Source organism: Streptomyces sp. NPDC101234 (assembly GCF_044767525.1).
GTDB classification, from domain to species: Bacteria; Actinomycetota; Actinomycetes; order Streptomycetales; family Streptomycetaceae; genus Streptomyces; species Streptomyces sasae.
In genome coordinates this window covers 127617-139508 of the sequence record NZ_JBIWOA010000009.1, presented here as the reverse complement: position 1 = coordinate 139508, position 11892 = coordinate 127617, and the positions used below count along the sequence as shown (strand labels likewise).

The 11892-nt window shown below is 71.1% G+C and carries 10 protein-coding genes; 4 read left to right on the top strand and 6 right to left on the bottom strand.

Annotated elements, in window-relative coordinates; translation table 11 throughout:
- Nucleotides 1–127: 127 nt before the first annotated feature.
- From ACIRR9_RS18470 to ACIRR9_RS18455, 4 genes are read right to left on the bottom strand one after another with little or no spacing between them, the layout of a single operon-like run.
- On the bottom strand, nt 128–772 hold the full coding sequence (locus ACIRR9_RS18470) for a hypothetical protein (RefSeq protein ID WP_403752638.1): 645 nt from the start codon (nt 770–772) through the stop codon (nt 128–130).
- Entirely contained in the window at nt 769–1989 is a 1221-nt protein-coding gene (locus tag ACIRR9_RS18465; protein ID WP_403752635.1) for a hypothetical protein, read from the bottom strand. Before ACIRR9_RS18465 ends, ACIRR9_RS18470 begins: the two co-directional genes overlap by 4 nt.
- 21 nt (nt 1990–2010) lie before the next feature.
- On the bottom strand, nt 2011–2490 hold the full coding sequence (locus ACIRR9_RS18460; protein ID WP_403752632.1) for a hypothetical protein: 480 nt from the start codon (nt 2488–2490) through the stop codon (nt 2011–2013).
- Nucleotides 2487–4121, bottom strand: coding sequence for a hypothetical protein (locus ACIRR9_RS18455; RefSeq protein WP_403752630.1), 1635 nt, complete (start codon nt 4119–4121; stop codon nt 2487–2489). Before ACIRR9_RS18455 ends, ACIRR9_RS18460 begins: the two co-directional genes overlap by 4 nt.
- Nucleotides 4122–4266: 145 nt before the next feature.
- On the opposite strand from ACIRR9_RS18455, the gene ACIRR9_RS18450 reads away from it, so the two are divergent.
- Together ACIRR9_RS18450 and ACIRR9_RS18445 are read left to right on the top strand one after the other, a co-directional pair.
- The gene (locus ACIRR9_RS18450) at nt 4267–5502 is read left to right on the top strand and encodes a sensor histidine kinase (protein WP_403752628.1); all 1236 of its coding nucleotides are present in this window, start codon (nt 4267–4269) and stop codon (nt 5500–5502) included.
- Nucleotides 5499–6230 carry a response regulator gene (locus ACIRR9_RS18445; protein ID WP_403752625.1) on the top strand — a complete coding sequence of 244 codons (732 nt, stop codon included), beginning with the start codon at nt 5499–5501 and terminating at the stop codon, nt 6228–6230. Before ACIRR9_RS18450 ends, ACIRR9_RS18445 begins: the two co-directional genes overlap by 4 nt.
- A 104-nt stretch (nt 6231–6334) precedes the next feature.
- Here the strand turns inward: ACIRR9_RS18445 and ACIRR9_RS18440 are convergent, their stop codons facing one another.
- Both ACIRR9_RS18440 and ACIRR9_RS18435 read right to left on the bottom strand, forming a co-directional pair.
- Nucleotides 6335–6763, bottom strand: coding sequence for a hypothetical protein (locus ACIRR9_RS18440; protein ID WP_403752622.1), 429 nt, complete (start codon nt 6761–6763; stop codon nt 6335–6337).
- A gap of 294 nt (nt 6764–7057) precedes the next feature.
- Nucleotides 7058–7978, bottom strand: coding sequence for an ADP-ribosylglycohydrolase family protein (locus ACIRR9_RS18435; protein ID WP_403752619.1), 921 nt, complete (start codon nt 7976–7978; stop codon nt 7058–7060).
- Nucleotides 7979–8963: 985 nt separating this feature from the next.
- On the opposite strand from ACIRR9_RS18435, the gene ACIRR9_RS18430 reads away from it, so the two are divergent.
- Nucleotides 8964–9854 carry a phosphotransferase gene (locus ACIRR9_RS18430; RefSeq protein WP_403752616.1) on the top strand — a complete coding sequence of 297 codons (891 nt, stop codon included), beginning with the start codon at nt 8964–8966 and terminating at the stop codon, nt 9852–9854.
- A gap of 19 nt (nt 9855–9873) precedes the next feature.
- On the top strand, nt 9874–11829 hold the full coding sequence (locus tag ACIRR9_RS18425; RefSeq protein ID WP_403752613.1) for an ATP-binding cassette domain-containing protein: 1956 nt from the start codon (nt 9874–9876) through the stop codon (nt 11827–11829).
- Nucleotides 11830–11892 lie beyond the last annotated feature (63 nt).

Here is an 11892-nt window from a genome sequence, read left to right as displayed (position 1 = left end):
CGGCGGCCGGCCACACCCCCCCCCCCCCCCCATCGCCCCCCGCCACGGTGCAAGACCGACTGGCGGGGTGCGGCCGCACCCCGCCAGTCGTTCTTCCACGGTCCTTGAGCACCGCTCGTCAGTAGCGTCAGTAGCTCAATGCCACCATGCGGCGGCCCGGGCGGTGACGGCGCCAGGCCACGGTCAGCAGGGCGATCAGGCCGCCGACCGGCGGCAGAGTGCAAACGGTCCAGCTCACCGCGTACGGGGGGCCGGGCTGGGAGAGGACGGGGATGTTCTTCAGCGTGCCCGTTCCGGTGCCCTGGGAGCCCTTGATGGTGAAGGTGAAGTTCCACTTGCCGGCGGTGGACAGCGACTGGACGTCCAGACCCCAGACCGACAGCTTGCGCGGATGCCGGGCCAGTTGACCGCCCATGCCGCCCCCGCCGCCGCCCGGGCCGCCCATGCCGCTCTTCTGGCCGGCGAGGCTCATGGAGAGGGTGCCGGACCTGCCCTTGATGCCTCCGTCGGGGGCGAAGGTGAAGTCCAGGGACTGGTTGGCGCGCAGCGGCCACTTGGAGAAGCCGACCGTCAGGTCGTAGGGGCCCACCTTCACCTTCTCGGTGTGGACGATGTCGACCGGCGCGTAGGCCTGGGCCGACGGGGCCGAGACGAAGAGCATGCCCGCCATCGCGGACAGGGCGAGGACGAGGGCGCGGGCGCGGTGCAGTACCGTCCGCCGCTCGGTACGTGCCTGGCGCGGCCGTACCCGAAGCAGTGATCGCGTGTTCATCGGGTCAGGCTGTCTTCCTGGTCGGTGACGGTGGTGTTGAGCCGCAGCAGAACGGCGAAGCGGGAGCCTAGGTAGCCGGCCAGTGTGCCGATCACCAGCCCGAGAACGGCGTCGGTGAGGAGGGTGCTCGCGGAAGTGCCTGACTGACCCATCGGGCCACCGCCACCCCCACCACCGCCACCGCCACCGCCACCGCTGACCAGGGAGGTCTGGAGGAGCATGGAAAGGCTGACCAGTACGCCGCCGACGGCTCCGACGACCTGCGGCATCCAGCGCCACGACCAGTTCTGCCTGCGGCCGAGCAGGAGCAGGGCCTCGATCACCACGGCCACGCCGAGCATGAACATGGGGATGCCGGAGGGCAGCACGGGCGCCGCGTTCATGAGGTTGTCGCGCAGCGGCAGCCCGACGTGGCCGGCGTACCACTTGGCCGCCCACGGCGAGAACCACCACAGGAACAGCTGCATGACACCGAGCACGGCCGCGATGGACAGCGCGATGCCCCGGTGGCGCAAGGTCAGCGCCCCCGTGATCAACAGGCACACGGAGAAGAAGATGTTGCCCGCCAGCTGCGGGTCGATGGTCTGGGACACCCCCTGGAACGCGTAGGTGGTGAGGGGGCAGAAGGTGATCAGCACCGGGGTGCTGACGACCAGGCCGATCCGTCCCCACCGCTGCTCCCGGGCGGCGGCGAAGACGGTGATACTGCCGACCATGGTCAGGCTGATGGAGATGAACAGCGCCACGTGCGGCGGGGAGTTGAGCACGGCGTCGAAGCCGTACAGGGAGTGCCACCACAGGTCGACCAGGCCGTACATCAGGAACAGTGCGGCGCCGGTGCCGGAGATGAGATAGCCGAGTGGTGCGGTGAACGTGCCACCGAACACCCGGACCGGCGCACCGCCCACGGCCCGGTCGGTGGAGCGTCCGGCGCGCTGCGCGAAGGTGGAGCGCAGCACCATCACCAGGCTGGCCACACCGGCGAGGGCACTGCCGGAGTACAGCAGCAGGTGGGAGAGGGTGAAGAAGGTGTCCGGGCCGACGTCGACATGCCACTCGATGTCCCAGCTGATGCCGATCAGCGAGGTCAGCGTGCCGGCCAGTACCGTGAAGGCGGAGACGGGGCCGGCCCGGTCCGCCTGCGGCCGGGGCGGGTTGCCGGGTGGTGACGGTTCGTCGGGTGCGACGGTGAGCGTGGAATCGGGGACGGCGTCCATCGGCACTGCCTTTCAGCGGGGTCAGCGAGTGAGGGTGAGCGGGAAAACGAGGTGGTCGTCGCGGCCCTGGCCGTCGATGTCGACGAGGAACTCCCAGCGGCCGGTCATCATCAAGGGCAGGGCGGAGACGCGGTACCGGTTACTCGCGGTGGGTACGGCGGTGTAGTCGGGCAGCGCGTGGCCCGTCGTGGGCAGCACGGCCGAGACGGTGACGACGGGCGCGGAACCGGTCGTCCTGGTCGCTCCGGTCGCTTCGCGCGGTGTGAGCCGTACCTCGACCGACGTCGTGCCGGTCTTCGGTGAAGCGATCGTCAGGGTCACCACGTCGTGGGCGGTGCCGCCGGTGAGGGTCGTGCCGCCGGACGAGGAACCGGACGAGGAACCGGACGTACTCGACAACATCGTCAGGCGGAGCGCCAGCAGGGTGAACAGGACGGTGGCCAGAAGTACCGCGCCCATCCGGAGACGTCGGCGGCGGGACGGTGACATGGGCCCGCTCATCGGGTCTTCTCCGTGGTGGCGTCGGTGACGTGCAGCAGGTAGGGAACGGTGATGATCGTGTTGTCGCGCTCGGCCTGGATCCAGATCCGGTAGTAGCCGGCGATCGGGAACGTGTAGACGAAGGAGACGTCGGGCCCGTAGGCGGCGACCGTCTCGTCGGCGGTGCTGTCGCCGTTGACGGAGGTCAGGCCACTCATCGAGCTCATGTCACCGGAGCTCATGTCCATGCCCGGCATGTCGTCGGCGACGGAGCCCATGGAGTGCGAGTGCGCCCACACCTCGGCGTTCTGTGCCTCCACGCCGACCGCCGCCGTCCTCGACCTGAGCGGGCCGACGACGATCATGTGACCGAGCATGCCGAGCCACGGCTGGAGGGTGGCCGAGTCCCCGATCCGAGCGGTCAGGACGGCTGCCTTGCCTGTGACGAGCGACGACGCGCTCATGCGGACGCGGATCCCGTCGACCGTCCGTGTGCCGGTGCCTTCCTGCGTCAGCAAGGTGCTCGAAGTCGCCTTCGTCGAGCCGGTCGCGTCGATGCCGGTCGCGGAGCGGACCTCCTGGACGCCGCCGCCGCGACGGGCAAACTCGGCGGAGACCGCGTAGTGGCCGGCCTCGGGCAGCGGCAGCCGTACCTCGAAGGTGCCGTACCCGGTCATGACCGGGTGCAGGTGGCAGAGCCGGCCCGAGGGGCCTACGACCAACAGGTGCACCAGTGCCCCGTCGTGGACGACGAGGTCGTCGACGGCCAGGCCCGTCGAGGCGTCGGTCAGCTTCAGCGTCAGGGTGTCGGTCTCGCCCGCGCGGATCGTGGAGGAGCCGAGCAGCAGGGTGGCGGGCGGGCGCGAGTAGTCGGCGGCCTGCTGGACGACCGAGGTGTACGGGTTGCCGACACCGTCGATCGTGGCGTCCACCTGGACTCCCTGGGACACCGGCAGCGGCAGGCTGGAGGACAGGACGGCGCCGGTGACCGCCACGGCGAGGCAGGCGAGCACGCCGCCGGACGGCACGAACGTCCACCAGCCGCGATGCACCCGTACCGCCACGACGACGGTGACCAGCATGAGGACCCCGGCGCCGATGAAACCGGCGTACACCGCCTTCTCCGCCGGTGAGGTGGTCGTCTTCGACACGACGAAGGGGATCTTCCCCGTGTGTCCGGCGCCGTCGTCGAGCATCAGTTCCCAAGGGCCGACCTCGTCGACGTTCAGCTGGGCGGAGTAGGAGCCGGGGGTGCTGTCCAGCTTCACGACGGCCGAGTCCACGGTCGTACCGGATTCCTTGCCCTTCGACGCGGACGTCGAGACGCCGGTGGGTGTCACCGCGAGCTCGATCCGGCCGGCGGCCGTGCCCTTGTGCGTGATCACGTCCACGTGCAGGGGACCCGGCACTCCGGTGATCCGGCGCAGGACGACGGTCAGTTCCCGGTCGCCGAGCGTCTGGGCCACCTGGACGTCGTTGCCGGTGGACGCGGAGTCCGCGGTGGCGGCCGAGCTCGACGTCAGCAGCAGGACCACGGCGCAGACCAGGACGGAGAGCGCGGTCCAGAGGCGGCGTCGGTGGGGGTGGGGGCGGGGGTGGGGCGTACGCGGGCGGGTGGGGCGCACCGTCGTACGAGGGGGCGTGTCGTTCATGGTCGGGCCAAGCTATGGCGGCCGCGCGCCGGTGTCGTCACGGTGACAGGGGAGGCTCCCTCCCCCGAACGGGGGACCCGCGCATGGCTGTGACCAGGCATCATGGGTCGTCGAAGCCAGCTGTAGCGCGGACGAGAGGACTGCATTGCCCGAGAGCGAGGGAAGTGAGGCGCGCGGCGCGGGCCGAGCGGAGTCCGTCCGCGCCCGGGACGTCAGCGGATCACTGACCCGGCAGTCGCTCCTGGTCGCGGCGACCACTCTGGTCGTGGACTGCCTCGGCTTCCTCCTCGCTGACCAGTCCCACCCGCTGACGGCGTGGCACTGGGTGGTCCTCGCGGCGATCGTCGTGGTCGACGCCGCTCTGGCCACCCCGCCGCGGCTGTCGGGAGCCGTGGCCGTCGCCCAGGCGGTCGTGGCGGTCGGCGGCAGTGTCCTGCTGCCCGGTCACGGTCCGCTGCCCCAGCTCAACAACGCGGGCATGCTGGTCTCCGCGTACCGGGCGGGTGCCTGGCTGGACCGGGGGCCCGCCGTGGCATCCCTGCTCTGCCTGGCGACCGGGATCGTCGGGGGGCAGTTGCTCGGCGGCGAGCACTTCGGGCACGGGGGAATCCTGCTCGGCGCCCTGGGCGATGCCCTGCTGCCCTGGCTGGTCGGCCGGTACACCACCGCACGCCGCGCCTACATCGCCGAACTGGAGCAGCGCTCCGAGCGTGAGCGGCACGAGCGGCAGCAGGCCCTGGCCGAGGCCATCGCCGAGGAACGCAGCAGCATCGCCCGTGATCTGCACGACGTCATCTCCCACCACGTCAGCGCCATCAGCATGCACGCGGGGGTCGCCCGGCTGCGGGCGGGGGCGGCGCCGAAAGGCGTCGACGTCGCGGAGTCGTTGACCGCGGTGGAGACGTCCAGCCGGGCGGCCATGGTCGACCTGCGGCGCCTGCTGGACTTCCTGCACGGAGCCCCCGCCGGCGAGGACAGCCAGCCGGGTCTGGACAACCTCTCCGGGCTCCTCGACACCGTCCGTGCCGTAGGTCTGAAGACCCGGGTGACCGTGCACGGCGTGCCGCCCCGGCTGCCGGAGTCCCTGGACATCGCCGCGTACCGGGTGGTGCAGGAGATGCTCACCAACGCCCTCCGGCACGGGGCCGGCGGGGTCGCCGAGGTCGAACTGCGCTACACCCCCGCCACTCTCGCCGTCACCACGACCAACCCCCTCGCCACCGGAACGCGCAGCAGGCCCGACTCCCCGCACCGCGGCCTGCAGGGCATCCGCAGCCGCGCCGCCCTCTTCAACGGCTCCGTCACCTACGGCCCCACGCCCGACGGCACCGCCTGGTTCACCACCGTCACCTTCCCCCTCGACACCCTGGATCCGGCATGACCTTGCGCGTCCTGGTCGCCGACGACCACGCCATGTTCCGCTCCGGCCTGCGCGGCGTCCTGGACAGCCAGCCCGACCTGGAGTGCGTGGCCGAGGCTTCGGACGGCCGCAGCGCGGTGAGTCAGGTGCGCCGACTCCGCCCCGACGTCGCCATCCTCGACATCCGCATGCCCCTGCTGGACGGTCTGCGTGCCACCGAGACGATCCTGGCCGACCCGGAGAACACCACCAGGGTCATCCTGCTGACCACCTACGACCAGGACGCCTACGTCCACCGCGCCCTGCGTGCCGGAGCCAGCGGCTTCCTGCTCAAGAGCCTTCCCCCGGAGGAGCTCATCGCCGCCGTCCGGGTCGCCGCCCGCGGCGACGCCCTCATCGACCCCTCGGTCACCCGGCGCCTCCTGGCCCGTCTCGCCGAAGGGGTCGCGCCGCCGGCCGTCCCCGTCGGCCTGGACGACCTCACCTCGCGGGAGCGCGACGTGCTGCTGCTGATCGCCGAGGCCTACACCAACGCCGAGATCGCCGACCGCCTCGGCATCGGCGACGAGACCGTGAAGAGCCATGTCTCCCGCATCCTGACCAAGCTCAACCTCCGCGACCGTGTCCAGGCCGTCGCCTACGCCCACCTCCACGGCCTCGTCAAACCGGCCTCCACACCGCTCGCCCCGCCTTCCGACCGGACGAGCACCACTCGCGACCGGCGCAGGCGCGGCCCCGGCGGACCGTAGAGCTGAGCGCCGGAGCGACTCTCTGGAGCGCGATGGCCCACGAGAGTCCCGTCGGCCCCATCCACCACGGAGCGATCGCAGCCGAGTTGGTTGCAAGCCCTGGGTCAAGGGCGTGCCGGTTTCTTCCGCTCACCGGCACCGGCCTGCCGCATCAGTTCGTCCGTTGCCGCGGCGGCCAACAGCGGGTGCACGAGCCGGACGTATTCGGCTTGCCCCAACAGGGACTTCCTGAGCTGACTGTGGTTGCGGGCGCTGTACGAGATTCTTCCGCGGACCTCGATGGCGCCGACGGCGAGTGCCGGCTCCTCGATGTACACGGTGAAGGCGACGGATTCCGATTCGGTGCCGACGGTGCAGTCCACGGTGCCTGCCCTGACATCGAGCCCGATGCTGTACTCGACGCCGCCGCCCGCGTACGCCGACACCGGTATGACGTTCTCCGTTTCGGCCGGACCAGTCAGTCCCAGAGAACCCGCCGTCTCTGCGTAAGCGGCCCGTACTTCTTCGAAGAAGATCTTCGACGATGGAACCACGCAGGTCTGGCCTCCTTTGCCTTCGCCGCCTTCGAGCGGTGCGCCCGTCAGCCGCCGGCGGATCCGAGGCTGTTCCGGGCGATGTCCCGCGCGGTCCTGGCCGCCCGGTCCGCGGTCTGGTCGAGGGCCTCCTCGGAGACCCCGAAGAGACCCTGTCGCAACCTCGGCCTCCGGCCGCTCGACACGGTCTCCGTGAAGGCCGGCGTCGAGCTCACCGTCGTAGACCGAAGGGCCAGGACGACCGCGACCCCGTGGACGCCGTCCTCGACGAGATCATCGCCGGCGACATCGGCATCACCCCTCCTGCTCCATCACGACCGGGGGCAGCGGTTCACAGGCCGCGTGCCAGGAAGGGGGAAGGGCGGCAACGCCTGTGCGGGCGGCTATCACGCCGCCCGCGATCGCGCAGGTGGTGTCGATGTCACCGCGCCCGGCGACCGTGAGCCACAGGCCCTCCTGCAGGTCGTCGAGGTGCCCCGCCGCGCACCACAGGGCGTACGGGACGGTGTCGGGCCCTGACATCTGGTAGCCGGAGCCCAGGACCTCCGCGGCGTGCCGGACCGACGTGTGCTCCGGCATCCGGGCCGCGACCCGCACGCCCGACCGGACGTCGCTGTCGGGGAGCCGTTCGGCGACCGCATGGAGGAAGTCCGGCCTGGCCGGGGTGTGCCCGCCCCGGCTGCGGGTCGCCAGCGCCGCGGCGAGGGCAACCGCCACCGCTCCGGCGACCGCCTCCGGGTGGTGGTGCGAGACCGCGCTCTGCCGGGCGGCCTGCTCGGCGACCGCATCGAGGTCGGCACAGTGCCAGGCGCCCAGCGGGGCGACGCGCATCGCCGCGCCGTTGCCCCAGGAACCCTGGCCGCCGAACTGTCCGGCGACCACCTCCTGCCAGGGCTCGCCCGCGCCGATCCGGCGCAGCACGTCGTGCATCGAGGCTCCGTAGCCGCGGTGCGTGTCGTCGGCGTAGGCCGCCGCAAGGCGCAGGGCGAGGCGGCGCTGGTCGACGGTGCCGCCGCCCTCGGCGAGTTCCCGGACGAGAACGAGCGCCTGCGCGGTGTCGTCGCTCCACCGCCACAGCGGTTCCGGGGGCAGCGTCCGCGCCTCCAGGGCTGCCGAACCGTCCCGGCGCAGGATGCCGAACCAGCGGTCACCGAAGGCGTCGCCGAACGCGAGCCCGTGCAACGAATCCAGCACAGCAGAAGGCACGTTGATCATCGCGGCAGTATCGCAGCAGGACGGCGCTCGTCCGCTCGGATTTTCGAGCGGACAGGCTGCTGATCCGCACATGATGCCGGGCGGCCAGGCTCAGCAGGGCGGTCGGGGGTGAACTCCGCACCTGGAGGACCGACGTGCCGGCCCGGTTGATCGAGACGATGGCGTCCATGACCTGGACGACGACCAGCGGGGCGAGGCCCGTGGACGGTTCGTCCAGCATGACCGGCCGAGGTCCGGTGACCGTGGCCCGGCCGACGGCGAGCATCTGCTGCTCGCCGCCGGACAGGGTGCCCGATCGCCGCGGAGACGACTCCGACCTGATGCAGTCCCCCGTCGACACGGTCGACCAGGTACGGCCCGTTGCCTGCCGGGCATGGACTCCCGATTCCGAGTGCGCACGAACTCCTCGGACATCCAGTGGACGATCCACACCAGTTCGTGCTCCTCGACGTCCACCACAGCCATGCGCAGTGCCTCCGCACCCGCAGCCCGCCACCCAGCCGCAGAGCATGTGCTCCGCGCCGGTGACCCCTTCGTCCGAGGTCGCACCGTGCGGAAACGCGTGCGTCACTCCTGTATCGGGTCGCGGCGATTCGGCCACTCTCCGCACTCATGGGTCCGCACAGGCAAGCGGTCGGCACCACGCCGGCCCCGGAATCACGGGGCTGGAGATGCGACTCAAACACGCGCGTTCGAGTCGGGCGGTCGGGTCGTTGTGCCGGTCATCATCAGTCATCCCCAACGCGGCCCGCATGCACGGCTGTTGACAACAGCCGAGCCGGAGCCGTGTCCCTGGGGGATGACCACCGTCCCACCTTGCTGTTCGACGACCTCTGGAGGAAATCATGAATCCCGTTCCCGCCCCCGCTCCTGTCCCTTTCCCTCCTGCTTCGGCGCGCCGCGCCCCGGGCCGGCCCGCGTACACCGCCTGGAGCGTCTCGGTGGCCGGCGCGGATCGATCACGTATGACACCGAGGTGGGGGGCATGACTGACCCGTTCCTGCTGCCCGAACCGGTACGCGGCTGGGCCGAGAAGACGCTGGGCGCCCTCGTCCCCGTACGTGACGCCTCGCTCGACGTCACCCCGCGGAGTTCGTGGCACGTTGTCCGGGCTGCCGACAACGCACGCTTCGTCATCAAGATCGCCCGGACGTCCGAGGGCTTCACCCAGGAGACGTTCGTCCACCGGCACGTGGTCTCGGCCCTCGGCGCGGGAGGCGCGCCGCGTCTGCTGGCCACCCTCCCCTCCCACCTGGCCCTGCTCCTGACCGACCTGCCCGGCCTTCCCCTCTCGGACCTGCACGTGAAGGCCACCGCTCTACGGCGGATCCACTGGCGCAGCGGGGTCCTCGTCGCCCGGCTGCACCAGGCCGGCGAGGCGACCGCCGACGACCGTCAGGAGGCGGACACGGCCGTGTTGCGGGTGGCCCAAGACGCTCGCCTCCACCTGGCCGTGGCCGGCGACCGGCTGTCGGTGGCGGAGCAGAAGCTCGTCGCGCATCTCGCGGACCGCCTGAGCGTGCTCGGCGGCCTGCCACTGGGCTTCGTCCACGGCCGCCTCGAACGCGGCCTGGTCCGGGGTCCCGAGACGCACCTGTCCCTGCGTGACTTCGAGACAGCCGGGTTCGCCCCGGTCGTTGTGGACTTCGCCCGTCTGGCCTGCGGTCCGTGGCTGGCTCATCCGCACCTGCGCCTCGACTTCTTCAACGGCTACGGCCGCGCCCTGAGCGGAGACGAGCGGCTGGCCCTGCGCGCTCTCACGGCCCTGCACGCCGTACGCACGCTGGCCGCCGACGGCAAGGAACACGGCCATCACCAAACGGCCGAAGACGCCCATGCCGTGCTGGCCCGCCTCACGAAAGAGGTACCGGTATGAGGCCGACATCATCCCCAACATGCGTGGCGAGGCCGTCCGTTGCCCGAACTGGACTGCCTCGGGGAGGACGCCGGTGAACGCCGCCTCCCCACCACGGGCAAGGGACGCGGTAGGAGCTGGTCGGGTACCGCCTCCGCCGCCCGCCCCGTTGCACTACACCGGCAAGCACAGCAAGAACCCGCTTGAAGAGGCCGGGTTCACGGCCATGGTCGGCAAACTTCCCGGGGTGCTCGCGCGAACCGCCAGGATCGCGTGGGCCATCGACCGCCGTGCCGTCATGCTGCTCGCCGGCTGCCAGCTGGCCATCGGGGTCAGCGCTGCCGTCCAGCTGACCGGCACCGCGCACGCGATGCGTCAGGTCCTCGCCGCGGGACCGGTCGCGGGCAGGCTCCACCAGGCGCTGCCCGCCCTGGTGGTGATCGCGCTGGCCGCGATGACCGGAAAGGCGGCGACCGCGCTGTCCTCCTACGCGGACGGAAGGATCACACCGCTGCTGACCACGGAGGCGGACAGCAGTCTGGTGGAGGCGGTGTGCGGCATCGAGGCCGCCGCCCGCGCCGAGGACGGCTGCGCGGACCGGCAGGAGGCCGCGGAGATGGGCGCGGTCCGCGGTCATGTGATGGTGCAGGACGCCACCCGCCTGACCGCCGCCCTCATCCGTCTGGTCGCCGCGAGCGGAGTGCTCACCGTCCTGCATCCGCTGCTGCTGCCCCTGCTGCTGCTCGCCGTCGTACCCGCCGGTGTCGGCGCCGTGCTGCACGCGAAGGTCACCTATCAGACGCACTACGCGAACGTGGGCGACCGCAACGTCCGCCACAATCTGCGCGGCTGGGCGACCAGCGTGAAGTTCACCGACGAGATCCGCGCCAACACCATGACCGGCTATCTCAGCTTCTGGTACCGGTCGATCTCCGAGCGGATCGACGCCCGTACCCTGGCCGCCGCGCCCAGCATGCTCAGGATCGTCCTGACCAGTTCGGCGATCGGGGGAGTCTTCCTGGTCGTCACCTGGGCCGCGCTGGCCTGGCTCGCCGCCACCGGCAGGATCGAGCCCGCGGTCGCGGGGACCGCGGTCATCGCCGTGCAGACCAGCCTCGCCGCGCTCAGCCAGGTCGTCATCTACGGCGCGGCCATGTTCCACACCTCGCTCTACCTCGCCGACATGGACGCCTTCCTCGCCTTCGCCGCCGACCGCGCCCCCAAGCGCGGTGAGCCGGCCCTCTCCGCTCCGGTGCAGGAGGTCCGGGCGGAGGAGGTCGGCTACCGGTATCCGGGCAAGGAGAAGCCGGCTCTGGACGGGGTGTCACTGCGGGCGGGCAGGGGCGAGATCGTCGCCCTGGTCGGCGAGAACGGGTCGGGCAAGTCCACCCTGGCCCGGCTGCTCGCCGGCATCTACCTCACCGACAAGGGCAAGGTCAGCTGGAACGGCAGGGACGTGGCAGGTCTCGACCCCGAGAGCCTGTGGGTCATGTCCGGGCTGGTCCCGCAGTCCTTCGCACAGTGGCCGCTGTCCGTACGGGACAACGTGACGCTCGGCCAGCCCCATGAAGACGGTGACGCTCTCGTCTGGGAGGCGATCGACGCGGTCGGCCTGAGAGAGGCCGTCGAGGACCTCCCGGCCGGACTGGACACCTTGCTCGCCCGGGAACTGTGGGGCGGCAGCGAGCTGTCCGGCGGTCAGTGGCAGCGCCTGGCCTGTGCCAGGGCCCTGTACCGCAAGGCAGGTCTGCTGATCCTGGACGAGCCGACCTCGGAAATGGACGCCCGTGGCGAGCACACGATCCTCCAGAAGATCAAGGCCCTCGCCGGAGACTGCATCACGATCGTGGTGACCCACCAGCTGGTCAACTGCCAGATCGCCGACCGGATCCTCGTCCTGGAGAACGGCCGGATCGTCGAGCAGGGCGCCTACGACGACCTCGCGGCCGGCGGGGGCCTCTTCGCCGAACTCCTGGCCCTGTCCACCACCCGTTGAAACCCGGGGCGCCGCCACTGTCGGGGACAAAGGCGGCGGCGCCCCGCTCCTCCTCACATCTCG

Bases quoted from the DNA above. Each gene is read 5' to 3' on its own strand.
- ACIRR9_RS18470 (WP_403752638.1), bottom strand. From the start codon at position 772: ATGAACACGCGATCACTGCTTCGGGTACGGCCGCGCCAGGCACGTACC.
- ACIRR9_RS18465 (WP_403752635.1), bottom strand. From the start codon at position 1,989: ATGGACGCCGTCCCCGATTCCACGCTCACCGTCGCACCCGACGAACCG.
- ACIRR9_RS18460 (WP_403752632.1), bottom strand. From the start codon at position 2,490: ATGAGCGGGCCCATGTCACCGTCCCGCCGCCGACGTCTCCGGATGGGC.
- ACIRR9_RS18455 (WP_403752630.1), bottom strand. From the start codon at position 4,121: ATGAACGACACGCCCCCTCGTACGACGGTGCGCCCCACCCGCCCGCGT.
- ACIRR9_RS18445 (WP_403752625.1), top strand. From the start codon at position 5,499: ATGACCTTGCGCGTCCTGGTCGCCGACGACCACGCCATGTTCCGCTCC.
- ACIRR9_RS18435 (WP_403752619.1), bottom strand. From the start codon at position 7,978: ATGATCAACGTGCCTTCTGCTGTGCTGGATTCGTTGCACGGGCTCGCG.
- ACIRR9_RS18430 (WP_403752616.1), top strand. From the start codon at position 8,964: ATGACTGACCCGTTCCTGCTGCCCGAACCGGTACGCGGCTGGGCCGAG.
- ACIRR9_RS18425 (WP_403752613.1), top strand. From the start codon at position 9,874: ATGCGTGGCGAGGCCGTCCGTTGCCCGAACTGGACTGCCTCGGGGAGG.